The organism is Pseudomonas sp. QL9, from assembly GCF_041409665.1.
Lineage (GTDB): Bacteria > Pseudomonadota > Gammaproteobacteria > Pseudomonadales > Pseudomonadaceae > Pseudomonas > Pseudomonas knackmussii.
Genome location: NZ_CP166971.1, coordinates 4,063,187 through 4,087,601, shown reverse-complemented (window position 1 = coordinate 4,087,601; position 24,415 = coordinate 4,063,187). Strand labels below are relative to the sequence as shown.

Genomic DNA, 24,415 nt, shown 5'->3' with positions numbered 1-24,415 from the left:
CGCTACAGCGGTTGGCGCTCGGGGTTCAGGTAGAGGTCCACCTGCTCCGCCAGCCAGTCGGCGAACAGCGCGACCTTGGCCTGCGCCGCCTCGCGCTGCGGCCAGACCAGCCAGTAGGGATAGGCATAGGGCGCGCGCACTTCGCTCAGTTGCACCAGTTCGCCGCGACTCAGGGCGCCCGCCACCAGGCTGCGGCGTTCGATGGTCACGCCCAGGCCGAGGCGCAGGGCTTCTACCACCAGGTTGGAATCGTTGGCGGTGAAGACGCCATCGCCCTTGGGCAGTGGCACGCCCGCCGCCTGGCACCACGGCAGCCAGGATTCGAAGCCGTGGATCAATGGGCTGGCGAGGATTTCCGCCGGGGTTCGCGGCAGTCGCCCACCGTTGAAATGCGGCGCGCAGACCGCCACCAGTTCGTCGTCGAACAGGCGCTGCTGGGCCAGCCCCTCCCAGTGCCCCTGGCCGATGCGCACGGCTGCGTCGGCCAGGCCCTGGCGCAGGTCGATGACCTCCAGGCTGGCCAGCAGGCGCAAGCGAAACTGTGGATAACGCTCGCGGAACGACGGCAGGCGCGGCAGCAGCCATTGCTGGCCGAACGACGGCAGCACGGCGATCACCAGCTCGCCCTCGCTGGGCCGGGCGCGAGCCAGGCGGGTCGCCTCGGCGATGTCACGCAGCGCGCGACGCACCTGCAGGGCATACAGCCGGCCCTCCTCGCTCAGGCGCAAGCCACGGCCCTCGCGCTGTAGCAGGGTGATGCCGAGCAGCTCTTCGAGCTGACGCACCTGCTGGCTCACCGCCGAGTGGGTGACATGCAGTTCGGCAGCCGCCAGGGTCACGCTGCCCAGCCGGGCGACGGCCTCGAAACTGCGCAGCGCGGAAAGCGGTGGATAGGCGCTCATGTAAGTTTTTCTAACCAATGCAGTTATTAATCATCGATTTTTCCGCCCCTGAGGAACGGCTAGATTTGGCACTAACAGCGGGTTAGCCGGCCAATCCCCGCAAACGGACCATGTAATCTCCAATAACAGGAAGCCCTCATGCAACTGATCGGAATGCTCGACTCGCCCTACGTTCGCCGCGTGGCCATCAGCCTGCGCCTGCTGGATATCGACTTCAGCCATCGCTCGCTCTCGGTGTTCCGTCACTACGAGGAATTCCGCGCGATCAACCCGGTGGTGAAGGCGCCGACCCTGGTGCTCGACGACGGCCAGGTGCTGATGGATTCCAGCCTGATGATCGAGCTGCTGGAGCACCAGGCCGGGCGCAGCCTGATGCCCGCCGAACCGGCGGAGCGGGTGCGCGCCACGCGCTTGCTGGGCCTGGCCCTGGCGGCTTGCGAGAAGGCCGTGCAGATGTACTACGAACTGCAGCGCGCCGAGGGCCGTCGCGACCCGGACTGGTTCGCCCGCGTCGATCAACAACTGCGTGCAGCCTGCGCCGGCCTGGAGCTGGAACTGCTGACGCAACCGCTGCCGCGCGACGGGCGCATCGACCAGGCGGGCCTGAGCATCGCCGTGGCCTGGCGCTTCATCCAGCTGGTGCACGCCGAGCGCATCGCCGCCGGCGACTATCCGGGGCTGGCCAAGTGGTCGGCGTATGCCGAGACGCTGGAGGCGTTCAAGGCGTTTCCGCCGGTGTGAGGTTGCGCGCCTTGGCGCATGGCTTTCTGTAGGAGCGAGCTTGCTCGCGAACCGCACGGCAAGGCGCTCCCCCGTAGGAGCGGACCTTGTCCGCGATTCGCGCGCATGGCGCGCTCCTACAGGTTGGAATCGGTGCGGGGATTTTCGCGGATGAATCCGCTCCTACAAGGTGACGCCGATACCCCCGCCCACGCCGAACGGCCCCCTCTCCCGCTTGCGGGAGAGGGTTGGGGAGAGGGAACGGCGCCATATCCAAACCCCGATGTGTCCGGGACACGCCGTTCGCGAGCAAGCTCGCTCCTACAGCGGCATCGGCGCAGGAGTCTTCGCGGATGAGATCCGCTCCTACGGGCCAATCCGCCCTCACAGTGCAAAATTTTTGCACTTAACCAGCAGCAACATTCATTGGATGCAATGCTGGCACCTGCCTAGCATGGGCGCCATCCGCCCTGGCGCGGATGCCGTTCCATCGACTTTCCAGGAAGCGCTCGCCGGACTCCGCCCCTCTGAGGGCGTTACCAGGTGGCGCCCGAGTGCCATGCAAGCTTTGACTGCCCTGAGTTTCGGCCGCGCCCGTGGTGGCGAGGTGCCGAGTTGATTTCCGCTGCCTTCTCCAGCTGGCTTCGGTGCCTGGCGCCCTGTGCCGGGCCTTCTTCCAACCGTGAGTGGCTGCGCGCCGTGCTCGGCTGTGGCCTGGCGCTGGGTCTCAGCATGCCTTTCTGCGCCTGGCTGTTCGGCGTCGACTCCGTGCTGCGCGTCGGCCCGCCGCTGGCCGCTTCCGCACTGCTCGCCATCGCCGTGCCTTCCAGCCCGCTGGCGCAGCCTTGGTCACTGCTGGGCGGTAACCTGGTGGCGGCGCTGGTCGGCTTGCTGGTCGGCCACTGGCTTGGCCACAGCTGGCCGCAGGCTTCGCTGGCAATGGCCCTTGCCGTGTTCTTCATGCTCGGCCTGCGCTGCCTGCATCCGCCTAGCACCGCCATGGCCTTCAGCCTGTGCCTGGGCGGCCCGCTGGTGGATCAGCAGTTGCTGCATCTTCTGCTGCCAGTGGCCGTGGGCTCGCTGACGTTGATCGGCCTGGCGCTGCTCTACAACAACCTCACTCGCGCACCCTACCCTCGCCAGTTGGTGGCGCCAGCGAGCAATCCGCACCACACCCGCGACCCGCTGCCCGGCGAGCGTCTGGGGTTCCGTAGCGATGATCTGGAGCAAGCCCTGGCCAGCGTCGGCGGCTTCGTCGACGTCACCCGCGACGACCTGGAGCGCCTGCTCCACGTTGCCGAGAAGCACGCCAGCGAACGCCTGCTCGGCGGCATCACCGCGAAGGACATCATGTCCCGCGACATTCGCTCGACCAGCCCGGACGCGCGCATCGAGCAGGCCTGGACGCTCCTGGACTCCCACCACCTGAAGGCCCTGCCGGTGCTCGACCGCGGTCGCCTGGTGGGCATCCTCACCCTCAGCGACCTGTTCCGCGGCCAGCGCCGCCTGAGCTCGCCGTTCGGCCAGCGGGTGGGCAACCTGATGACGCACAAGGTGCAGACGCTGCGGGCTGACGCGCCGCTGCCGGAGCTGATCGAGCGGCTGTCCGACCAGGGCTGGCATTGCCTGCCGGTGCTCGACGAGAAGGGACAACTGGCCGGTATGCTCAGCCAGAGCGACCTGATCGCCGCCTTCCGCCACCTCTGGCTGCAGCCAGCGGCGGAGCCGCAACGGATGGCAGTCTAGGTTTCGTAGTCCCAGCGCTGCGACCAGTCGATGTCTTCCGCGACAACTTCGCGCAGCACGGCGAAGGCTCGCTGCAAGGCTGGGGAGTCCTTGTCGCGCGAGTACACGAGGTAGGTCGGGAAGATGAATTCCGGGGCCTGTGGCACACGTTCGAGCACCCCGGCCTGCAGGTAGCTGTGCACCACCCGCGTGCGGAAGTAGCCGCTGCCGCCGCACTGCAGCATGTACTGCAAGGCCAGCGGACCCAGGCTGAAGCTGCTCGCGCCGTGCGCCCGCTCCGGCAGCGCGGCATCGTGCTGGCGGCGGAATTCCGGGCCCCAGTCGATATAGAGATAGGGCTCGGGCTGCTGGGCCGAACGCACCAGGATCAGCTTCTCCTCCAGCACCTGCTCCACCTGCATGCCAGGCCAGTAGTCCGGGCGGTAGACCAGCGCGGCGTCGAGCAGGCCCTGCCCCAGTTGCTTCTGCAATTGCTCGCCGCTGCCGATCTCGACGTGCAGCGCCAGGGTCGGCATCTGCCGGCGCAGGCGCACCGTCCAGCCGAGCATCAGCGGATTGCACAGGCTCAGCTCGCCGCCGATGCTCAGCACCTCGCGGAAGCCATCGGGTAGCGGCAGGTCGCGGCGCGCCGCCTCCCAGGTACGCACCAGCTGGTCGGCGTAGCCGAGGAAGCGCTCGCCCTCGGCGGTCAACCTTGCGCCGGCACGGCTGCGCTGGAACAGCCGGCAGCCGAGCTGCGTCTCCAGGTTGCGCACCCGCGCAGTGACCGTTGTCTGGGTCACGTGCAGGCGCTCGGCGGCAGCGACGAAGCTGCCGTAGCGGGCGATTTCCAGGAAGGTGCGCGCGAGATCGATGTCCATGGGCGAGCCAGTCTAGTCGAAGTGCAATTCCTCGTGGTTCTGCTGGGTCCGGCGCAACAGCACCAGGCAGATGGCGAACCCGCAGGCGGCGAGTAGCGCCGCCACGAGGAAGATGCTGGCGTAGTCGCTGTGGGCGGCGATAGCCCCCATCAGCGGCCCGGCCACGCCCAGGGCTAAGTCGAAGAACAGCGCATAGGCGCCCAGCGCCGAACTGCGGCTGGCCGCCGGTATGCGCAGCACCGCTTCCACGCCCAGCGCCGGGTAGACCAGCGACAGCCCGGCACCGGTCAGCGCCGTACCGAGCAGGGCGAAGGCCGGGCTCGGCGCCTGCCACAACAGCAGCAGGCCGAGGCTTTCCAGCAGCAGGCAGAGCACCGCGACGTTGAAGCCGCCGAAGCGGTTGACGGTCCAGGAGAACAGCAGGCGCGCGCCGACGAAGCTGACGCCGAACAGGCTCAGGCACCAGGCCGGATCGGCCCAGCCGCGGCTGCCGTAATAGAGAGTGATGAAAGTTGCCAGGCTGCCGAAGCCGATCGAGCCCAGCCCCACGCACAGGCCATAGGGCAGCACCTTGCCAAGCACCTGCAGGAAGGCCATGCGCTGGCCGGCGACGACCGCCACGGCCGGCTTGCCGCGCGCCAGCAACAAGCCGAGGGCAGCAAGCGCAAGGATGCCCGCGCCCAGGCTCCAGAGCCCCAGGCGGCCTGCCAGGGTCACGCCCAGCGGCGCGCCCAGGGCGATCCCGCCGTAGCAGACGATGCCGTTCCAGGAGATCACCTTGGCTGTGTTCTGCGCGCCGACCCGGGCGATACCCCAGCTCGCCGTGCCTATGCCCATCAGGCCCTGGGCGAAGCCGATCAGCACGCGGCTCGCCAGCAGCAAAGTCAAACTGGCCCAGACCAGCGTCGGCAGGCTGGTTGCCAGCAGTACCAACAGGCCGCCGGCTGCCAGGGCCAGCAAGCCGTAGACCACCGCTCGCTTGGCCCCGAGGGTGTCGGTCAGGCGCCCGGCCAGCGGCCGCGAGGCCAGGGTCGAGAGGTACTGGGTGCCGATCACCAGGCCGGCGGTGGTGGCGTCGAAACCGAGGTCGTGATGGACGAAGCCGGGCAGCACCGGCAACAGGAAACCGATGCAGAGGAACAGCAGGAAAGTGAAGCTGACGATGGAGACGATCTGCAGGGTGACGGCGATCGGACGCTGCTCGGGCGAGCTCATGAACGGGCCTGGCGCAAGGGCGGTGAAATGACAGCCGTCATCATTGCCCGGCGCCGGGAAAATTGAAAGCTCCCTATCGATCTGCCGCCGAGCGGGTCGCGACCAGCGCCTATAGTTGATGGACGCCCAACCCGAGGAGGCCCGCCATGGACACCAGCCCGCACAACTTCGCCGCCCTGTTCAAGCAACTCGGCCTGCCCAACAGTCACCAGGAGATCGACGCCTTCCTGGCCGCCCACCGCCTTGCCGATGGCCAGGCGCTGGCCGACGCGCCTTTCTGGAACGCGGCCCAGGCCGAGTTCCTGCGCGAGGCCCTGGAGGAAGACTCCGACTGGGCCGAGGAAGTCGACGAACTGGCCTGCCGCCTGAGCCGCTGAGCGCCTCGCGCTAGTGGCTACTTGAGGTAGGAGCGCAGGACGCCCATCACCTGATCCAGGTCGTCCTCGCGCTCGCGCGGGGTGCGCCCCTCTTCCAGCAGATGCTCGCGCAGGTGCCCTTCGAGCACCTCGGCCATCAGCCCGTTGACCGCGCCACGGATGGCGGCGATCTGCTGCAGCACGGCGGCGCAGTCGCCGTCCTCCTTTTCCAGGGCGCGCTCCAGCGCCTCGCTCTGTCCCTTGATGCGGCGAATGCGGGTCAGCAATTTGCGCTTGTCGCGAACGGTATGGGCCATGAGCTCCCTCCGTGAAAGTATACTGGGGTATAGTATATAAATCGGCTTTCCGGACATTGTCTCATGCACGCCCACAGCCCCGACACGCACCACCACGATTTCCACGAAAGCAACCCGCTCGCCGAGCGCAACACGCTGCGCGCCGTGATTCTCACCGCCGTGATGATGGTCCTGGAGATCGCCGGCGGCTGGTACTACAACTCCATGGCCCTGCTCGCCGACGGCTGGCACATGAGCTCTCACGCGCTGGCCCTGGGCCTGGCCTTCTTCGCCTACGTGGCGGCGCGCCGGCTCAAGGGTGACAAGCGCTTCGCCTTCGGCACCTGGAAGATCGAAGTGCTGGCCAGCTACAGCAGCGCCCTGCTGCTGATCGGCGTGGCGGCACTGATGTTGTTCGAATCGGTGCAACGGCTGATCAGCCCGTCGCCAATCCACTACACCCAGGCCATCGCCATCGCCGCGCTCGGCCTGCTGGTCAACCTGGTCTGCGCCTGGTTGCTCAAGGACGATCACCACCACCATCACGGCCATGGCCACGATCACCATGGCCACGACCACCACGGGCATGACGACCACCACCACGGCCATGACCTGAACCTGCGCGCCGCCTACCTGCATGTGCTGGCCGACGCCGCCACCTCGGTGCTGGCGATTCTCGCCCTGCTCGGAGGCAGCCTCTGGGGTGCCGCCTGGCTCGACCCGCTGATGGGCATCGTCGGTGCGGTGCTGGTGGCGGTCTGGGCGATCGGCCTGCTGCGCCAGAGCAGTCGCGTGCTGCTGGACGCCGAGATGGACGCCCCGGTGATCGTCGAGATACACGAGGCCATCGCCGCCGGCCCCTACCCCGCGCGGATCACCGACCTGCACCTGTGGCGGGTGGGCAAGCGCCAGTACGCCTGCATCCTCAGCCTGAGCACGAGCAGCGAGGCGCGCCCGGTCGACTTCAAGGTGCTGCTCGGCGTGCACGAGGAGTTGGTCCACGTGACCGTCGAGGTCAACCCGGCCTGAGCCGCCCGGCGGCCTTTGACGCGGGCGGCCGGCTGCGGCCTAATGCACGCCCCGATAGCCGCCCGCGCCCCATGTCCGAGAAGCCGTTTTCCGCCGCCCAGCACCGCGCCAGCACCCTGCACCTGCCCGCCGGGCCCTGGTCCACGGTGCTCGACTGCCTGTGCGCGCACTTCCCGGCCATCTCCCGCGAGACCTGGCTGCAACGCATGGAACGCGGCCGCGTGCTGGACTCCAACGGCCAGGCGCTGGACGCCACCAGCGCCTACCGCGAAGGTCTGCGCGTGCACTACTTCCGCGAAGTGGTAGCGGAAGCGCCGATCCCCTTCGAGGAGCGCATCCTGCACGTCGACGAGCACCTGGTGGTGGCCGACAAGCCGCACTTCCTGCCGGTGACGCCGTCCGGGCAGTACGTCGAGCAAACCCTGCTGGCGCGCCTGGCGCGGCGCCTGGGCAATCCACTGCTGGTGCCGCTGCACCGCATCGACCGGCCGACCGCCGGGCTGGTGCTGTTCTCCGCCAACCCGGAGAGCCGCGCGGCGTACCAGGCGCTGTTCCGCGAGCGGCGCATGCACAAGCGCTACGAGGCCATCGCCCCGCCGTTGCCGCAGCTGGAATTCCCCCACGTGCGACGCAGCCGGCTGGTGGAGGGCGATCCCTTCATCGTCATGTGCGAGACCGAGGGCGCGATCAATAGCGAGACGCGCATCGAGGTGCTGGAGCGTCGCGAGCACTGGTGGCGCTACGCGCTCTATCCGGTGAGCGGCAAGCGCCACCAGCTGCGCGTGCACATGTCCGCCCTCGGCGCGGCCCTGCGCAACGACCCGCTTTATCCACAGCTGCTGCCGGAAGACCAGCGACGTAGCGACGATTACTCCCGCCCACTGCAATTGCTCGCCCGCCACCTGGCCTTCGACGACCCGCTCAGCGGCGAGCCCCGCGAGTTCGAGAGCCAGTTGCAGCTGGACTGGTGAAACGGCGCTTCATCGATTCCATCAATAATCAAAAGCAGAAACATCCATTTCCGCCGATACCCCCCGGCGCGGTTTCATAGCTCCGTCCCCCACTGACGGAACGCAAGGAGCCCGCCATGAGCTATACCGCGAAATCCTTCTCGGCCCTGGTCAACGCCCTGCTCGCCGCCGGCGTCACCCGCCCCGAACAAATGACCCGCCAGCCCTTCCGCAACGCGCAAGGCTACTGGTCGGCGGTGGTGCACGCATGAACACGCAATGGCTGAAACGCTCGACCCTGTTCGACGACAACACCTGGCTGTTCTACGTGCTGGCTGTCGCCTGGCTGCTCTGCTCGGGTATCTGAACCCCGACAGCCGAGCGGCCCTGCAGGCTCGGCATTCGTGCCGTGCGGTTCGCGAGCAAGCTCGCTCCTACGGGTAGGAAAAAGCAAAAGGGCAGCCGAGGCTGCCCTTTGTTTACCGCGCTCTCGGCTACTTCTTCAGGCAGTTGCTCATGAACGCCTTGCGCTCGTCGCCCTTCAGGGCCTTTGCGCCAGCGTCCTTGTTGCACTGGGCCATTTTCTCCTGCTGCGGCGTCATCTTCTTCGCCGCATCGGCGCCGCCACCGGCCTTCAGGCAGGTGCTCATGAAGGCCTTGCGCTCATCGCCCTTGAGCGACTTGGCCGTGGCGTCGGCGTTGCAGGTCTTCATCTTTTCCTGTTGCGCCGTGTTGGCCGCGAAGCCCTGGGCGGAAAACAGCAATGCGAGCATGAGCAGCGGAACGCGGATCTTGAACATGGAGAGGTCTCCCGGGCTATTGATCACTTTCTGAGCGTAGCCGCTTGTTACATTTGCGCGAGCCACGCCCCAGCATCCCGAACCTTCGTTGGCTACGTCCATGTGCCGCAGGCCAAAACGGGTTCCCCCGCAGCATCTGGCCGCTATAATCGCGCCTCCCCCGCCAGCCGCTACACTGCAATGCACAGCCTGCCGGGCGGCAGGAATCTCCAGAACCAGCAACAGGATCACCCGTGACCAAAGACGAACTGCGCGCGGAACTGCAGCGCCAGGAAGAACGCTACAAGGATGTCTACGGCGGAGAAGTCACCCTCTACGCCGCGCAACCCGACCCCGAGAAAAAGCCCTGGCGCAAGCGCCCCAATGTGCAGGACAAGGCCTTCGACCGCGAGCTGGACAAGATGCGCGTGGAGCGAGAGAAGGCGCAGCAGAAAGAAGCTGACTGAGCGCCGCGCCCGCGGGGCGGCCGCCTCGCGGGGTAGCCCGCCGGTGATTCGGACTGCGACCGGGCGTCGCGACTATTCGAGAATGCATTCAGCTTTTGGGCGATTCGCTATCGCTTCTGGCATAATCGCCGCCCCGTCCCGACCTGTCACATAAACTTCATGTTCGATCTCTTCAGCGGAATCGATTTCTGGGTAGGCGTCAGCCTTGTTCTGGCGCTGGCATTCGTCCTGGCCTTCGAGTTCATCAACGGCTTCCACGACACCGCCAACGCGGTGGCCACGGTTATCTACACCAAGGCCATGTCGCCCTACCGCGCGGTGATCCTCTCCGGGATCTTCAACTTCCTCGGCGTGCTGCTCGGCGGCGTCGGCGTGGCCTACGCCATCGTCCACCTGCTGCCGGTGGAGCTGCTGATCAACGTCAACAGCGGCCACGGCCTGGCCATGGTCTTCTCACTGTTGGCAGCGGCCATCGCCTGGAACCTCGGCACCTGGTACTTCGGCATCCCCTCGTCCAGCTCGCATACCCTGATCGGTTCGATCCTCGGCGTCGGCCTGGCCAACGCATTGATCACCGACGTGCCCATCGGGGCCGGGGTGAACTGGCAGAAGGCGATCGACATCGGCCTGTCGCTGATCTTCTCGCCGCTGGCCGGCTTCCTGGTCGCCGCGCTGCTGCTGATCGGCCTGAAGTGGCTGTATCCGCTGTCGAACATGCACAAGACGCCGGAAACCCGCCGCGAAGTCGACGAGAAGAAGCACCCGCCGTTCTGGAACCGCCTGGTGCTGGTGCTCTCGGCCATGACCGTGAGCTTCGTGCACGGCTCCAACGACGGCCAGAAAGGCATCGGCCTGATCATGCTGGTGCTGATCGGCATCGTCCCGGCCAAGTTCGTCCTCGACCTGAACAGCACCACCTACCAGATCGAGCGCACCCGTGACGCCGCCATCCACCTGGGCCAGTTCTACCAGCGCCACACCGACGTGCTCGGCGACATGCTGGCCCTGGGTAAGGGCGACGGTAGCGAGATGCCCGACCTGTATCGTTGCGAGCCGAAGCAGACGGACGCGACCCTCAAGGGCCTGCTGAACGACATCCAGGGCATCTCCAGCTACACCGAGCTGTCTTCCGACGCCCGCGTTCAAGTGCGTCGCTACCTGCTTTGCCTGGATGACACTGCGAAGAAGGTTGGCAAACTCAGCAACCTGCCGGACCGCGAGAAGGCCGACCTGGAGAAGCTGCGCAAGGACCTGACCACCACCACCGAATACGCCCCCTTCTGGGTGATCATCGCGGTGGCCCTGGCGCTAGGCATCGGCACCATGGTCGGTTGGAAGCGCGTGGTACTTACCGTCGGCGAGAAGATCGGCAAGCAAGGCATGACCTACGCCCAGGGCATCAGCGCCCAGATCACCGCCACGGCGATGATCGGCATGGCCAACCTCTACAGCCTGCCGGTATCCACCACGCACGTGCTGTCCTCCGGCGTCGCCGGCACCATGGTCGCGAACCGCAGCGGCCTGCAGGGCGGCACCATCCGCAACATCGTGCTGGCCTGGGTGCTCACCCTGCCGGTGTCCATGGCCCTGGCGGCCGGGCTGTTCTGGCTGGCCTCGCGCTTCCTCTGATAGCGCGCTTCGCCTCCCCCACAACGCCTGCCTCGTGCAGGCGTTGTGCTTTTCAGGATGAGGAAAGCAGCGGCAGGCGGATGACGAAGCGGGCGCCGCCGGCGAAGTTATCCACCGACAGATTGCCGCCCATGTTGCGGATCAGGTCAAAGCTCACCGACAGCCCGAGCCCGGTGCCCTTGCCCGCCGGCTTGGTGGTGAAGAACGCCTCGAAGATGCGCTCCTGCAAGGCCGGGTCGATGCCGCCGGCGTTGTCGCGCACGTGCAGCTCCAGCCAGCCGGGTTCAGCGCAGGCGACCTGGCTCACGCCGATCCAGCGGGCGCCCTGCTCTTCTCGCCCGAGCAACGCATCGCGGGCGTTGGCCAGCAGGTTGATCAGCACCTGTTCGAGCTGGTCGGCGAAACCGTTGACCTGGAAGCGCTGCCCCGGCGGCTGCAGCTCCAGGGTGATGCCCTGCTGCGCCAGGTTCTCGCCCAGCAGCTGCTGGGCTTCCTCGCAGGCGTGGAAGGGATCGAAGGGCGCCATGTCCAGCTCCGAGCGGCGACTGAACACGCCCATGTGGCTGATCACCCGGTTCAAGCGGTCGATCTGAGCGTCCGCGCGGGTCAGCTTCTCGTTCAGGTACTGCGCGTCGTCCGGGCGCTGCCGCGCATTGAACAGCGCCATGCGCATGACGTGCAGCGGCTGCTTCATCTCATGGGCCATGCCGCTGACCATCTCGCCCAGGCTGGCCATCTTGGCGCCCTGCGCCAGTTGCTGCTGCGCACGCCGCACGGCGGTGTTGTCGCTGGCCACCACCTGCACTTCGCGCACCCGGCCCTGGTCATCGAAGAGCAGGCGGTCACTCCACACCAGCCAGCGGAACTGCTGGCCGGGCATTTCAAAGCGCAGTTCCCATGAGGCTTCGGCGCTCCCCACCGAGGCACCGACCAGACGCGCACGCAGGGCGCTGCAGTCGTGCTCGGCCAGCCAGTGATCGAGGCGCCGGCCCAGCAACGCCTGCACCGGTTCGCCGAGAAAGTCCGCGAGGGTGCGGTTGACGAAGGTCAGCTCCAGATCCGTGGAGTAACGGCAGATCAGCGCGGGGGAGTCCTCCACCAACACGCGGTAGCGCTCTTCACTGGCGGCGATAAGCTCCGCCGCCTGGTGCCTTTCGGTGACATCCAGCCACAGGCCGACCGCCTCGCGCGGCATGCCCTGGGCGTCGCGCAACAACTTGGCCTCGTCGTACAGCCAGTGCCATTGCCCGGCGCCGTCGCGCATCCGGTATTCGGCCTGCACGCGCCCTTCGCGCAGCAGCTCGCGGCCGCGCTCGAGGAACAGGTCCAGGTCATCGGCATGGACCCGCTCGGCCAACGCCTGCCAGCTCTGCGCCTGCAGGTCCAGGCCCAGCAGGTTGCCGGCGCTCTCGCTGTAGAACTCGGGGATCAGGTGCCCCTCCTCGACGCGCTGCACATAGATCACCACCGGCGCGCTGTCGATCAGGCTGCGCAGCCGCGCGTGGGCGGCCATGGCTTTCTGTTCCTGCTCCTTGCCTTCGCTGATGTCCAGCAGCACGCCATTGAGCACGGCGTCTTCATCGCGGCCCTGCATCCGCCCTTGCAGGCGCATCCAGCGGCGCACGCCGGCGCCGCTTTCAGGGCGCAGACGCAGCACCTGCTCCAGCACGGCGCCAGGGGCCAGCTTGCGCAGGCGCAGCGCCAGCTCGTCGGCATCCGCCGGATGCAGGCGCTGCAACAGGTCGTCGAGCGCCAGTTGGGTCTGCCCGGCGGGCAGGCCCAGGCTGCCCGCCACCGCCGACGACAGCTCGAACTGCGCGCGGTCCGGGCGAAAGCGCCACCAGCCGCCGCCGACCATATCCTGCAGCAGGCTCAGCTTGCGGTTGTCGTCGCGCAGCAGGTCGCGGTTCAGGCGTTCGAGGACCTGGTTGGCCAGCTGTTCCGCCAGATGCTGCCAGTCACCCGGCGACGGCCCCGAGAGCCGCGCCTCGTACACCAGCGGCTCACCCAGCAGGCACGCCAGTTGTCCGCCGCGGGTCAACGCCGGCACCGCCAGCACCTGCTCGCTGCAGAGCGCGTCGAGCAGCGCGGAACGGCCATCGGCCACGTTCAGCAGCGTGCTGACGGAGAGACCGCGCAGTTCCCCGTCGGGCAGCTCCAGTCCTTGGCGCAGCAGGCTGTCGGCGCCTGCACGGACGAAACAGGCGAATACCCTGGCGCGTCCCGTTTCCCCGGACAGCAGCAAAGCCATGGCGCGCATGCCATAGCTCGTGGCGAACGACTCCAGCACCTCGCTCACCGCCTCCGGCAGACGCGCCGGCGTGACGTGGCGCAGGCGCGACAGCAGCAGCTTGCTCAGGTTGAGGCAATGCAGCTTGTGTTCCTGGGTTTCGGTCTGCCAGTTGAGATCGGAAATGTCCGTGCCGACCAGCAGGTAATGGTCGTTGTCCTGGGCGATGCCCTGCACGCGGCAGACCAGCGGGAAGTCGCCGACGCTGCGCAGCAGCAGGTCCACTCGCTCGCCCCGGCGCAGCCCGCCGAACGACTGCTCGTTGCCGGCGCGCCGTTCCAGGTAGTCGCACAGCGGCCGCGGCCCGCCTTCCGCCGGCCGCTGCAGGCGATGCGCCTCGCGCCCGCCGATGCGCAGCACCCGGTCGCCGCCGTCCACTTCGAGGCAGATATCCCAGTGCGCGACCTTCGGTGCCCAGAGTTCTTCACGCGCGTCTATGGGCCGCCAGAGGGGTACGGACGAGTGCGACTCCTGCGCCGACTCGTCGTTCCCCGAAGCGCTACCACCGGCGATGCTGCGGATGAAGTCGAACATGCCGTCGCTCACAGCAGCAGGCTCGCCTGGCCCTGCAACACAGATGGCAGGCGCGGCACCGCGCCGATTCCCGGCAAGGTCAGCACCGGCACCACGGGGGAATTGCCTGAGGGATAGCGGACGCAGACGGTGATCCGCGTGAAGTTGCCTTCAGTGACCGGCGTAGCCATGTAGTTGCCGCCGTTGCAGCCGGTGTACCAACTGGCCGGCATCCAGCTCAGCCGATCGGCCACCGCCTGGCTCACCGTGCTCTGCAGCGCCGCCTGGTACTGCGCGCTGCTCAGCGAGCTGTTCACCGACACCGCCACCCGCGCGCCGACCGCCGCCGCATCGTTGAACGATTGCAACATCAGCAGCGGAACGCAGTAGGCGAGCAAACCGTAGAGGATGGCGAAGAAGAGAATGAATACCGCGGCGAACTCGATGGCGATCGCACCGCCCTGCCGCCTGCCCAGACCAGATCCGCCCATTGCATCCACTCCTGTGAGAGACGGAAATACCTGATTGAACGCTCGAACAGTTTCGAGCTTTAAGTACTTCCCGCACAAAGTCGTGCCCAACTTTCTCGGCTGTTGACTAATACTAGTTATCTTGTGGGAGTCGGCATCCCGGCAAAAAGTATTAATTCCTTTTGGCGATTCATGAATAGCACTCTTATATACATTCAACCCTGCATCATTCTGTGGCTGATGCTGGCCGCCTACCAGGACGTACGCAGGCGCCGGGTCAGCAACCTGCTGACCCTCGGCGGCGGCGCCCTCGCCGCCCTCTGGCTGATCCTCGAACACCGGAGCCTGACCGGCCACAGCGTGCCCGCGGCCCTGCTGGCAGCGGTCCTGGCGCTGCTGCTGACAGTGCCCGGCTACCTGCTCGGCAAGCTCGGCGCAGCCGACGTCAAGCTGCTCCCGGCGCTGGGCCTGGCCACCGGCCCGCAGACGCTGATGAACACCTTCGCCCTGGCCTGCCTGGTCACGGTGCTGCTGATGCTCGGCAGCCGCTCGCTACTGCGCAATGCGAATATTTCCCAACCCATCGCGCGGCATTTAAGAAGCATTAGCGTCGGAAACTCGAAACCCTTCCCCTTCATCTTCGCGCTATTCGTCGGATATCTGCTCGATCTGTTGTTCATCAGTAAATTCCTTTACTGACTTGCCGACTACCTAACTTAGGAACTATATGCTTTGGGCTAATACCGTGAGCAAGCCAAGGCAAAAGTTTCGTCATACCGGTAATTCGCCCCGGCAGTAACCATAAAAAAGAAAATACAAAGGCTAGATGGCAAGGAGCGTGCAGCCATGGACAAGAACGTGCATCGTCGTTTCGCGGTGCTGGTTATCGACGACGAGCCGCAGGTCACCAGCGAACTCTGCGAGTTGCTGGAGAATCAGGGATACCGCTGCATCGGCAGCAACGACCGGGACAGCGCGCTGGAGAAGTTCCGCGCCGACCAGGGCATCGGCCTGGTCATCTGCGACCTTGGCCTGGGCACCGACAACGGCATTCGTGTCGTCGAGGCACTCAAGGAAGCCGCGGGTGCCGGGCGCCTGTTCGAGGTGGTGATCCTCACCGGGCAGAAGGGCAGCCAGGAAGTCATCGACGCCATGCGCGTAGGCGCCGCCGACTACTACCAGAAACCGGTGTCGCCCCAGGAGCTGCTGCAGGGCCTGGAGCGCCTGGAACAGCGCCTGCACGAACGCACCCGCAACCAGCTCAGCCTCAGCCACGTGAACCAGCGCCTGGAATACCTGGCCGAGTCGCTGAACTCCATCTCGCGGGACATCCACAAGATCAAGTACGAAGTGCACGGCAACCAGCCCGGCGCGCTGCGTCCGGAGGCCGACGACCTCGCCGCCAGCCTGCCGCTGGAAAGCGCCGGCGAAATCGCTCCCGAGCCGATCAACAACCCGCTGTTCAGCAAGCTCTCGCCACGCCAGCAAGCGGTGGCTCGCCTGGTCAGCAAGGGCATGACCAACTACCAGATCGCCTACGAGCTGGGCATCACCGAAAACACCGTGAAGCTCTACGTCTCCCAGGTGCTGCGCCTGATGCACATGCACAACCGCACCCAGCTGGCCCTGGCGCTCTCCCCCAGCAACAGCCAGAGCAGCCGCGCGGTCCACTGACGCTTTTCCTCGAAGGCGCGGCCATTTTCTTGGTCGCGCCTTTTTCTATTGCTCAGATCAGCAGTTGAGCGCCGGCGGTCTGCACGTCGATCAGGCGCACATCGAGGATGCCGGTCTGGATGCCGAGCAGCTTGAGCAGCGGGTCGATGATTGCATTGCCTAGCGCGGTGATGACGCTTCCCAGCGCATCGGTAAGCAGCGCGCCCAGGTCGGCCACGGAATTGACCACTCCCCCCACCACGCCATTCAGCAATTGCCCCAGCGGACAGAGCAGCCAACCGATCAGCGGCAGTTCGCACTTTTGTCCGTTGGGCGTCAGGGTGACCGAAATCTTCAAGTTGTTGGACAAGCTGGTAAGGCCCGCTCCCAGCGAGCTCCCCAACGGGCTCTGAACCGTCTGCACGGCACTGGGCAGATCGTCCGGCGAGTCGACCAGGAAAGTCAGCGGCTGCTCACCCGGAACGGCGACGGCAACGGTGGCATTGCTGGTATTGACGGTGGCAGTCGCCAGATAGGAGGTGCCGTTGCCGAGCAGGCCCAGCGTGAGGTTGCTGATGGTCAAAGACGCCACTCCGGGCTGCGCCTTGACGTTGACTGTCACCGGCCGCCCCACCCCACCGCACTGGATGCTGTCCAGCGCCGCGTAGCCCTGGGCAACCGTCGCCCCCAGGTTGATGTGCGCTACCACCAGATGCAGGTTCAGCAGATCGATGTCCGCCTTCACATTAAGCGCCACCTGTACCGATGTGGCCTTGGTCCGCCAGTTGCCCCCGGCATCCTTGCCCGGATAGCCGATGGCGATCTGCGGCGGGCTGATTACCGTCAGCCCCAGCGTCACCGAACCGATCACCCCACTCAGCCCAGCCAGGCTGGTGACGTCCAGCGTCAGCGCATGGTTCTTGTTCGCCACCAGCGCCGTGGCCATCAGCAGATCCATGAGGTTCACGTCCGCCCCCATCGCCGCGTCGCGGGCGCTGTCCGGCGCCACCACGCTGAGGATCTGGCCCAGTGTCAGGTTGGCGGTAGGAACGCTGATCGAAGCCAGCGAGCTGCGCAGCAGCGCCGTATTCACCCCTGCCACCTGCGAGGCATCGGCCGCATCGACCATGGCGGTCAGCAGCTGCGCGACGCTGACGTTCGCACCGAGCAGGCTGTCCACCGAACCCAGGTCCAGGCTCACCCCGGCAGCCTGCAACTGCTGCCCCAGGGACAACAGACTGATGTTGGCGCCGGCGATGCCCTGGTAGGTCACCACGTCGAGCGACAGGCTCGTCCCCAGCAGGCCGCCGAGTAGCGCGTTGAGCAGCGGCGAGTTGGAGCTGTCCAGGCGCAGCAGCCCGCTTCCGGCGGAAAGCGCACCCAACGCCTCGCGCCGCGCCACCGCCGTGGCGCTCAGGGTGGTGGTCGTCGAGACGTTGGCGCCGAACACCTTGGCCACGTTGAGGATCAGGCTGGAAGCCACTGTGCGGTCGGCCACCACGCGCACCGAGTCGTTCCACTGCCCGCCCGGGCTGAACTGCCGGCGCGTGTTGCTGGCATCGAAGTTCACATCGCCAAGCGTCGCGACCAGCGTGCCGTCAGCGGGAAATCCGTTCTTCTGCGCACTGGCCTGGGCGAAGGCCTGCACCCCGCCGGCGCTCTGCACGCCGCACAGCCCGCTTTGCGCGGCGGTTTCCATGGCCGACATGTCGACCACCCGCTGCAGCTTGCGCTTCTCCAGGTAAAGGCGACCGGTATCCACCACCAGCGCCAGGCACACCAGCGACAGCAACAGGGTTGCCGCCGCCATGATGCCGATGGCACCGCGCTGCCGGGTACGGTACATGGGGGACTCCTCGACGTCGGGCCGTCACTTGCTGCCGGTGCTGAAGTCCTGATAGTTGCTTTGCAGGTACTCGGGAATCGGGTGGGTGTAGCCCTTCAGGTAACGCTGGTAGGCACGATCGCGCTCCGCCGGCGTCGCACTCTGCTTGTTGGCCGAGGCCACCTGGCCGCTGCGCTGCAGCTCCATCCAGTGGTCGATCTCCGCCTGGTCGTAGGCGCTGGTCCCCGGTTGCGGCCGTGGCTCGGCCGCCTGCAGGGCCAGCGGGCAGAGCAGCAGCAGGCCGCTCAGGATCATCCCTTTCATCGTCATTCTCCCGGCCCGCTCACGGGCCCTCTCAGTGCGCCTTGACCAGCAGCCCGGCGTCGTGCGCCTCGGCTTCCGCGTCCTTGACCAATGCGGGCGGCAGTGGCCGCGCCGGTTGCGCCTCGACCTGCACCACGCCTTCGGCGGCGACCGGATGTGTCGGCGCGCCGGGCCGCAAGGCATCGGCGCGGGAATGCGCCTGGCGGACCTGATCGTCGGACAAGTGCGCCTTGTCGATCAGCGCCGCCGCCTGGCTGTCCTCGCCTTCGAGGAACAACAGGCTGAGCAGGTTGGTCGCCGGCAGCTTGTCCCCCTCGTTGAGCTCGACCGCCGTGAGGAATTCGAAACGCGCCCCCTCGCGGTCGCCCTTGCGCAGCAAGACCACGCCAAGGTCGTTGCGGATCAGGCCATCGGTCGGCTGCAGCCGCGCGGCTTCACGCATCTCGCGCTCGGCCTCGGCCAGGTGCCCGTCGCGCAGGGCGATCTGCCCCAGGCCGTGGTGCGCCTCGCCGGCCTTGCAGCTGTCGAGCAGCCCCTGGTACAGCGCCTTGGCCTTGGGACTGCCGATGCGGCGCAGGGCGACAGCCTTGCTCTCGCGCACATCGAGCAGCTGCGGCGGCATGGTTTCCAGGTTGGCCAATGCGGCATGCAGGCGGCCGTCCTTGAGCATGTCGCGGGCCATGTCCAGCTGCAGCTGTTGCGCTTGGCTCAAGTGTTCGTCGCAACTCTGCCCCACCGTCGGCCCCGCGCCCGGCAGGTTGGCGCAGCCCCCCAGGAACAGGACGGACAGTCCCAGCACACTCAGCCTCTTCATTTGATTCCCCCCAGTGCCTTGGTGATCGCCATGAACCCCGGCCCGGCGAGGATGATCAGCAGCGCCGGGAACAGCAGCGCCATCATCACCATGCTCATCTTCGCCGAGAGCTTGCTGATCTTTTCCTGCAGCGAGGTCAGGCGCCGGTCTTCGAACAGTTCCTTGAGCGTCTGCAGCGACGCTCGCGCACTGCCGCCCTGACGCAGCATCTGGCGCAACACGTTGCAGCAGTCGGACAACTCAGCCACCTGCAGTCGCCGCGAGAGCTGGTCGAGCTCTTCGGCCAGGTCCAGGCCGCTGTCGGCATGCTGCAGCACCGTCGCCAGCTCCTCGGTCAGCACCGGGACGATGCTTCGGCCCTCCAGCTGCACCACGCGCAAGGTCTGCTCCACGGTGAGGCCGGCGTCGAACAGGATGCGGATCAGCTGGATGAACAGGATCACTTCCTCCGACAGCTTCTGGCAGCGCTTGGCCGCCAGGTGCGCGAGGACCCGCTTGGGCAGCAGGAAGCCGATGCCGGCGGCGAAGGCGAGCGGCAGCAGCAGCGACTGCGGCGGCCTTGCCTGGATGATCCCGAACAGCCCCACCAGCGCGCAGAACAACAGCGGCAGGCTCACTTGCAGGGTCTGGTAGAGGCTGCGCGGCAGGGTGCCGTTCCAGCCGGCCCGCGCCAGCAGTTCGCGCACTTCCTGGTCGCGCAGGCGCAGGCGGCGGCCCAGGCCGCTGCCGCTGACGCGCTCGAGCAATTCGCTGCCCCAGCGACCGGCCCCCGGCTGCATACCGCCGCCCAGGCGCTGCTCGATCAGGCGCTGCTCGCGGTTGGCCGCGCGGCTCTGCGACACCGCCAGGGTCAGCGCGGCGAAGAGCAGAAGCACGGCCAGCGCCACGTACCAGGATGCGTCCATGTCCCTCTCCTATACGCTCTTCAGCATGCGCCACAGCAGGAAGCAGCCGAGCAGCTGCAGCCCCAGCGAGGTCAGCAGCATCCAGCGGCCGACAGGGTCGGTCCACATGGTCATCAGGTAGCCCGGATTCGCCGCCAGGATGTAGCCGCCCAGGCCCACCGGCAGCACCGCCAGGACCACAGCGCTCAGCCGCGTTTCGCCGGTCATGGCATGCAGCTGGCGGGAAATCTTCTCGCGCTCGTGGATGACCTTGATGATGTTGTCCAGCAGCTCGGTGGTGTTGCCGCCGTAGCGGTAGTTCACCGAGACGCCGAGGGCGAGGATGTGCAGTTCGTCGACCGCATAGAGGTCGGCGATCTCCTGCAGCGCCTCTGGCAGGCTGATGCCCAGCTGCACGTGGTTGTTGACCCGCGCGAAGATTTCCCGCAGCGGCACCTCGGCGCCGGCCACTGCCTGCTCCAGCGCGTCGCCCAGGGTGCGGCCGGCGTGCAGGCTGCGCACCACCTGATCGAGAAACCTCGGCATCTGCCGGATCATGCGCTGCAGGCGCCGGCGGTAGAGCAGGTTGAGCAGGCCGCTGAACAGTGTCAGCACCAGCAACAGCGCCAGCAGCGCGCCAATCACATTGCCCAGGCGAAAGGCCACGGCAGCCAGCAATACCGCGACCACTCCGACACCCAGCAGCCACTTGCGCATATCGACGATGCCGGCGCGACGCATGCGCTTGGCCAACCAGTGCTGGCTGCGTTGCCGGACGGCGGTGCTTTCGGCTGTCGCCGGCCCCGACTGCAGGCGCATGACCACCTGTTCGTTGTGCCGCGCGCGCATGCCCAGGCCCGCGAGCAGGAAGGCCAGGCCAACCAGCGCCAGGCTGACCGTCAGCAGCACCGCGGCGCCGGCGCTCATGCCAACACCTGGCGAAACTTCAACCCGGACGGCCCGCCGGTGCGGACGAACTGGCCGGTGCCGCGGCGATCCAGACTGAACAGCGAGTTGGTCACATAGATGCCGTCACGCACTTCCAGCACTTCCAGCACTTCGCTGATGCAGCGCCGGCCGTTGGCCTGGCGGGTGATCTGCACGACTATGTCCAGCGCCGCGCAGATCATCTGCCGCAGCGTGCTTTCCGGCACCTTGTGCCCGGTCAGGCCAACCAGCATTTCCATGCGCAGCAGCGAGTCCATCGCCGAGTTGGCGTGCACCGTGCTCATCGAACCGTCGTGGCCGGTGTTCATCGCCTGCAGTACGTCGAGCACTTCGACGCCGCGGATCTCGCCGAGGATGATGCGGTCCGGGCGCATGCGCAGGGCGTTGCGGATCAGGTCGCGGGCGGTCACCTCGCCATAGCCCTCGGCATTCGGCGGACGAGTTTCCAGGCGCACCACGTGGTCATGGCCGAGTTGCAGTTCGGCGGTGTCCTCGATGGTGACGATGCGCTCGCGCTCGTCGATGAAACTGCTCAGCACGTTCAGCAGCGTGGTCTTGCCGGTGCCGGTGCCGCCGCTGATGAGGATGTTGCAGCGGTTCTCCACGGCCTGGCGGAGGAATCCCAGCAGCGCCTCGTCGACGCTCTGGTAGGCCAGCAGGTCGGCGCTCTGCAGCAGCTCCTTGCTGAATTTGCGGATGGAGATGCACGGGCCGTCCAGCGCCACCGGTGGAATGATCGCGTTCACCCGGCTGCCGTCGGGCAGGCGTGCGTCGACCATCGGGCTGGACTCGTCCAGGCGCCGGCCCAGCGGCGCGAGGATGCGCTGGATGACGCGCTGCACATGGTGGTCGTCGATGAAGCGCAGGTCGCTCTGGTACAGCCGGCCCTGGTGCTCGACGAACACCCGGTCCGGGCCGTTGACCAGGATCTCGCTGATGCCCGGATCGCGCAGGAGGATCTCCAGCGGGCCGAAGCCGGTGAGCTCGTCGACCACCTCCTCGGCGAGGCGGTCCAGCTCGTAGCGGGAGATCGCCAACTGGCGCCGCGCGGCGTATTCGCAGACCTTCTCGGAGACGTACTGGGCCACTGCCGGGCGCGCGCCCTCCAGCAGGTTCATGCCGTCTTCGTCGATCTCGTCGATGATGTAGCGGTGCAGGCGCATCTTCAGCGCCTGCATCTCCTGGTCGTGCTTGCTGGCGAAGCCGCCGGCGCCGGTCGCGTAGCTCATGAGCGCACCGCCCGCGGCCAGCCGAGCCAGGCGAAGCGCTTGCGCCGCTCGCCGTTGGCCACGCCGAGTGCATCGGCCATGTCGCGCAGCTTCACCGCCAGCGGATCGCGCGGTGCGATCTCGAACAGGCTGCGGCCGAGGTTCTTCGCCCGCAGGCGCGCCTCGGCCGAGGCCGGCAGGACGCCAAAGGGCTCCAGGCCGAACATCCGGCACAGCGCCTGCTGGTCCGGCGGTACGGCCGGCAGGTAACGCTCTATCAGCAGCTCGATGCGCGGCAGCACCTGGTTGCGCTCACGCAAACGGCGCAGGCGTTCCATGCCTTTCTTGCACGACGGCACGCTCTGGTCGACCAGCCAGAGCACCCGGCTGGCCTGCTGCAGCAATTGGCTGCTGAGCTCCCCTTCGGCAGCGCCGGTGAGGTTGATCAGGACGTGGCTGAACGCGCTTCGCAGGCTGCCCAGCAGCAGATACAGCTCGGCGGTGCTGACCCGCTCCAGCACGCCCGGCTCGTCGGAAAGGCTGAGCACGCGCAGGCCGGACTCGTGGCGGGTGAAGGCGCTGTCGATCAGGGTCTGGTCGAGACGACGCAGGTTGCGCATCGCATCGGAGAAGTTGAATGCCGACTCCATCCCGAGGATCGCCAGGGCCTCGCCGGAGGGCTGGCCGATGTCCACCAACAGCACCTGATTTTCCGGCTGCGCCTGCAGGGCCAGCGCCAGGTGCAGGGCGACGAAGGCGCCATCGGCATCGGGCCGAGCGCTCACCAGGCTGTACAGCTCGCCCTGGCGCGCGGCGCTGACCGGCACGCTCGGCATGCGCCCGCCGAGACGGCGGATCAGCCCGCTCAGCTCGCTGGCGCGGGCGCCGTAGGTGACGAAATCGCGGGCGCCGGCGCGCATCGCTGCTAGCACCAGCTGGTTGTCCAAGCCGTCGCCGACGGCCACCACCGAGAGCATCGGACGGGCCGACACCAGCCCCTCGACCAGTGCGCTGTGCACCACCAGGTTGGCCTTGCTCAGGCTGATGAAGAGCACGCTGGAAGCAGTCACATCGAGCAGCGCGAGCAGCTCCTCCAGGGTGCCGCTGCCGGCGGCGATCACCTGGCCGCTGCTGGCCAGGCTGCTCTGCAGCCACTCCAGCTCTCCGGCGTGTTCGGTCAGGGCGACAAAGGTCTGGCTCATGCTGGTGCTCCTGCTCTGCCCCGACGCCGAGCCGGCGGCGGGACGACTTACCGGATCCCCGGCCATCACTCGGACATCCCGCTGCTGCTGCCGCGACCGTCGAACTTGCCGTTCTCGAGGAAGTAGAACTCGCCGAAACCGGGATCGTATTTGCGCAGGCCCTCGCCCGGCAGCTTCGGCAGGCTGGCATTGGCGGCCAGCGGCTGTACCAGGTGCGGGGTGACCACCATCAGCAGTTCGCGGTCGTCCTTGCTCAGCTGCGAGGAGCGGAAGAACGCGCCGATCACCGGCAGGTTGCCCAGGCCGGGGAACTTGTCGACGTTGCTGAGCGTGTTGCTGCTGACCAGGCCGCTGATCACGAAGCTCTCGCCGTCGCCGAGGATCACGTTGGTGTCGGTGCGCCGCACGTTCAGCGCCGGAACCGAGATGCCGGCGGTCTTGATGCCGGCGGTGAAGTCCAGCTCGCTGACCTCCGGCGCTACCTTCAAAGCAATGCGCCCGCTGCCCATCACCGTCGGCGTCAGGGTCAGGCGCACGCCGTATTCCTTGTATTCGATGGTGATGTTGTTGTTATCGCCGTTGGGCACAGGAATCGGGTACTCGCCGCCGGCCAGGAAGGACGCGCTCTGCCCGCTGGTGGCGACCAGGCTCGGGCGCGCCAGGGTGTAGGCGAAGCCGCTGCCCTCGAGCATATTGAGGAAGCCCAGCACCTTGCTGCTGCCGCCGCCCCAGATGATGTTGAAGCCGCTGCCGCTACCACCGAAGTTGCCACTCACGCTACCGTCCTGGCCGACGCCGATGCCATCGAGGCTGCCCGGCGAGCCGAACACGAAGAGGTTGGAGCCGCGCCGCACCAGCGAGGTGCTCGCCTGCTTGAGCTTGGTCCGGCTGACCTCGACGAAGCGGATGTCGGTCTGCACCTGGTTGGCCAGGGGTGCGCCGGCCGTGTCCGCCGCCGCGGCGACATCAGCCAAGGCGCGCGGCGCGACACGCACCTGGGCGCGCAATGGGTCGCCAGGGCACCCGCTCCATACCAGCAGGCTGGTATCACCTTGCGCCTTGCCGGTGAGCAGGAAGCTGCGCTTGTCGAGTAACTGCACGTCGGCGACCTGCGGATCGCCGATGGCCAGGCGCTTGATCGGCAACGGCAACTGCTGGTCGCGCTGGCCGCCCTGCTCCACGTCCAGAACCAGCTTCTGCAACATCAGACCGGCGCAGGCACTGGGCGCGGCTTGCGCCGAGACCAGCGTGGACAGCGCCAGCATTCCCCCCAGACACACGCCAAGCCGGTCGATACGCCGCTTGGCCTGCACTCCCCGAACCATGGCACTACTC

At 67.0% G+C, this 24,415-nt stretch carries 25 protein-coding genes; 10 read left to right on the top strand and 15 right to left on the bottom strand.

Translation table 11 applies throughout. From position 1 onward, the window contains the following. Positions 1–2: 2 nt before the first annotated feature. On the bottom strand, positions 3–902 hold the full coding sequence (locus tag ACA097_RS19185) for a LysR substrate-binding domain-containing protein (RefSeq protein WP_371365258.1): 900 nt from the start codon (positions 900–902) through the stop codon (positions 3–5). Positions 903–1,040: 138 nt separating this feature from the next. On the opposite strand from ACA097_RS19185, the gene ACA097_RS19180 reads away from it, so the two are divergent. Both ACA097_RS19180 and ACA097_RS19175 read left to right on the top strand, forming a co-directional pair. After that, a complete protein-coding gene (locus ACA097_RS19180; protein ID WP_371365256.1) occupies positions 1,041–1,643 on the top strand; it encodes a glutathione S-transferase family protein in 603 nt (200 codons plus the stop codon). Positions 1,644–2,237: 594 nt separating this feature from the next. Then, positions 2,238–3,368: an HPP family protein gene (locus tag ACA097_RS19175; protein WP_371365254.1), complete on the top strand. Its 1,131-nt coding sequence runs from the start codon at positions 2,238–2,240 to the stop codon at positions 3,366–3,368. Here the strand turns inward: ACA097_RS19175 and ACA097_RS19170 are convergent. Together ACA097_RS19170 and ACA097_RS19165 are read right to left on the bottom strand one after the other, a co-directional pair. Then, a complete protein-coding gene (locus ACA097_RS19170; protein WP_043254483.1) occupies positions 3,365–4,228 on the bottom strand; it encodes a LysR family transcriptional regulator in 864 nt (287 codons plus the stop codon). The genes ACA097_RS19175 and ACA097_RS19170 overlap by 4 nt on opposite strands. A gap of 12 nt (positions 4,229–4,240) precedes the next feature. Beyond that, positions 4,241–5,443: an MFS transporter gene (locus ACA097_RS19165; RefSeq protein WP_371365252.1), complete on the bottom strand. Its 1,203-nt coding sequence runs from the start codon at positions 5,441–5,443 to the stop codon at positions 4,241–4,243. A 146-nt stretch (positions 5,444–5,589) separates the two neighbouring features. On the opposite strand from ACA097_RS19165, the gene ACA097_RS19160 reads away from it, so the two are divergent. Then, entirely contained in the window at positions 5,590–5,820 is a 231-nt protein-coding gene (locus ACA097_RS19160) for a DUF2789 domain-containing protein (RefSeq protein ID WP_043254487.1), read from the top strand. Between the two features lie 17 nt (positions 5,821–5,837). Here ACA097_RS19160 and ACA097_RS19155 read toward each other — a convergent pair whose 3' ends face one another. Then, positions 5,838–6,116 (bottom strand): metal/formaldehyde-sensitive transcriptional repressor, encoded by a 279-nt coding sequence (locus ACA097_RS19155; RefSeq protein ID WP_043254490.1) that lies wholly within the window; start codon positions 6,114–6,116, stop codon positions 5,838–5,840. 63 nt (positions 6,117–6,179) lie between these two features. Between ACA097_RS19155 and dmeF the strand changes: the two genes are divergently transcribed. The 3 genes from dmeF to ACA097_RS19140 all read left to right on the top strand — a co-directional run bounded on the left by dmeF (position 6,180) and on the right by ACA097_RS19140 (position 8,346). Then, positions 6,180–7,124: a CDF family Co(II)/Ni(II) efflux transporter DmeF gene (gene dmeF, locus ACA097_RS19150; protein ID WP_371365249.1), complete on the top strand. Its 945-nt coding sequence runs from the start codon at positions 6,180–6,182 to the stop codon at positions 7,122–7,124. 71 nt (positions 7,125–7,195) lie between these two features. Further along, positions 7,196–8,095 (top strand): pseudouridine synthase, encoded by a 900-nt coding sequence (locus ACA097_RS19145; RefSeq protein WP_371365247.1) that lies wholly within the window; start codon positions 7,196–7,198, stop codon positions 8,093–8,095. A gap of 116 nt (positions 8,096–8,211) precedes the next feature. After that, entirely contained in the window at positions 8,212–8,346 is a 135-nt protein-coding gene (locus tag ACA097_RS19140; RefSeq protein WP_269090590.1) for a hypothetical protein, read from the top strand. A 222-nt stretch (positions 8,347–8,568) separates the two neighbouring features. Here ACA097_RS19140 and ACA097_RS19135 read toward each other — a convergent pair whose 3' ends face one another. Further along, the gene (locus ACA097_RS19135; RefSeq protein WP_160288132.1) at positions 8,569–8,874 is read right to left on the bottom strand and encodes a PsiF family protein; all 306 of its coding nucleotides are present in this window, start codon (positions 8,872–8,874) and stop codon (positions 8,569–8,571) included. Positions 8,875–9,107: 233 nt separating this feature from the next. Between ACA097_RS19135 and ACA097_RS19130 the strand changes: the two genes are divergently transcribed. Together ACA097_RS19130 and ACA097_RS19125 are read left to right on the top strand one after the other, a co-directional pair. Beyond that, entirely contained in the window at positions 9,108–9,320 is a 213-nt protein-coding gene (locus ACA097_RS19130; protein ID WP_043254497.1) for a hypothetical protein, read from the top strand. A gap of 159 nt (positions 9,321–9,479) precedes the next feature. After that, entirely contained in the window at positions 9,480–10,949 is a 1,470-nt protein-coding gene (locus tag ACA097_RS19125; RefSeq protein ID WP_160288133.1) for an inorganic phosphate transporter, read from the top strand. A 52-nt stretch (positions 10,950–11,001) separates the two neighbouring features. On the opposite strand, the gene ACA097_RS19120 is transcribed toward ACA097_RS19125, so the two are convergent. Beyond that, entirely contained in the window at positions 11,002–13,773 is a 2,772-nt protein-coding gene (locus ACA097_RS19120; protein WP_371365244.1) for an ATP-binding protein, read from the bottom strand. An 8-nt stretch (positions 13,774–13,781) separates the two neighbouring features. Further along, the gene (locus tag ACA097_RS19115; protein WP_371365242.1) at positions 13,782–14,243 is read right to left on the bottom strand and encodes a TadE/TadG family type IV pilus assembly protein; all 462 of its coding nucleotides are present in this window, start codon (positions 14,241–14,243) and stop codon (positions 13,782–13,784) included. Between the two features lie 171 nt (positions 14,244–14,414). Here ACA097_RS19115 and ACA097_RS19110 point away from each other — a divergent pair, with 171 nt between their 5' ends. After that, the gene (locus tag ACA097_RS19110; RefSeq protein WP_371365240.1) at positions 14,415–14,921 is read left to right on the top strand and encodes a prepilin peptidase; all 507 of its coding nucleotides are present in this window, start codon (positions 14,415–14,417) and stop codon (positions 14,919–14,921) included. 147 nt (positions 14,922–15,068) lie between these two features. Beyond that, on the top strand, positions 15,069–15,896 hold the full coding sequence (locus ACA097_RS19105) for a response regulator transcription factor (RefSeq protein WP_043254502.1): 828 nt from the start codon (positions 15,069–15,071) through the stop codon (positions 15,894–15,896). A 52-nt stretch (positions 15,897–15,948) separates the two neighbouring features. On the opposite strand, the gene ACA097_RS19100 is transcribed toward ACA097_RS19105, so the two are convergent. The 8 genes from ACA097_RS19100 to ACA097_RS19065 form a co-directional block, all read right to left on the bottom strand. Beyond that, on the bottom strand, positions 15,949–17,721 hold the full coding sequence (locus ACA097_RS19100) for a pilus assembly protein TadG-related protein (RefSeq protein WP_371365238.1): 1,773 nt from the start codon (positions 17,719–17,721) through the stop codon (positions 15,949–15,951). A gap of 24 nt (positions 17,722–17,745) precedes the next feature. Continuing rightward, on the bottom strand, positions 17,746–18,024 hold the full coding sequence (locus tag ACA097_RS19095; RefSeq protein ID WP_043254506.1) for a DUF3613 domain-containing protein: 279 nt from the start codon (positions 18,022–18,024) through the stop codon (positions 17,746–17,748). A gap of 31 nt (positions 18,025–18,055) precedes the next feature. After that, positions 18,056–18,838: a tetratricopeptide repeat protein gene (locus tag ACA097_RS19090; RefSeq protein ID WP_371365236.1), complete on the bottom strand. Its 783-nt coding sequence runs from the start codon at positions 18,836–18,838 to the stop codon at positions 18,056–18,058. After that, positions 18,835–19,743 (bottom strand): type II secretion system F family protein, encoded by a 909-nt coding sequence (locus tag ACA097_RS19085; protein ID WP_371365234.1) that lies wholly within the window; start codon positions 19,741–19,743, stop codon positions 18,835–18,837. Before ACA097_RS19085 ends, ACA097_RS19090 begins: the two co-directional genes overlap by 4 nt. 9 nt (positions 19,744–19,752) lie before the next feature. Beyond that, positions 19,753–20,649, bottom strand: a complete 897-nt coding sequence (locus ACA097_RS19080) for a type II secretion system F family protein (RefSeq protein WP_371365232.1) — start codon at positions 20,647–20,649, stop codon at positions 19,753–19,755. After that, a complete protein-coding gene (gene tadA, locus ACA097_RS19075) occupies positions 20,646–21,899 on the bottom strand; it encodes a type 4b pilus Flp biogenesis ATPase TadA (protein WP_371365230.1) in 1,254 nt (417 codons plus the stop codon). Before tadA ends, ACA097_RS19080 begins: the two co-directional genes overlap by 4 nt. Further along, positions 21,896–23,080, bottom strand: coding sequence for a type 4b pilus Flp biogenesis protein TadZ (gene tadZ / locus ACA097_RS19070; RefSeq protein ID WP_371365228.1), 1,185 nt, complete (start codon positions 23,078–23,080; stop codon positions 21,896–21,898). The genes tadA and tadZ overlap by 4 nt, the downstream gene beginning before the upstream one ends. Positions 23,081–23,145: 65 nt before the next feature. Beyond that, entirely contained in the window at positions 23,146–24,345 is a 1,200-nt protein-coding gene (locus tag ACA097_RS19065) for a type II and III secretion system protein family protein (protein ID WP_371370543.1), read from the bottom strand. Positions 24,346–24,415 lie beyond the last annotated feature (70 nt).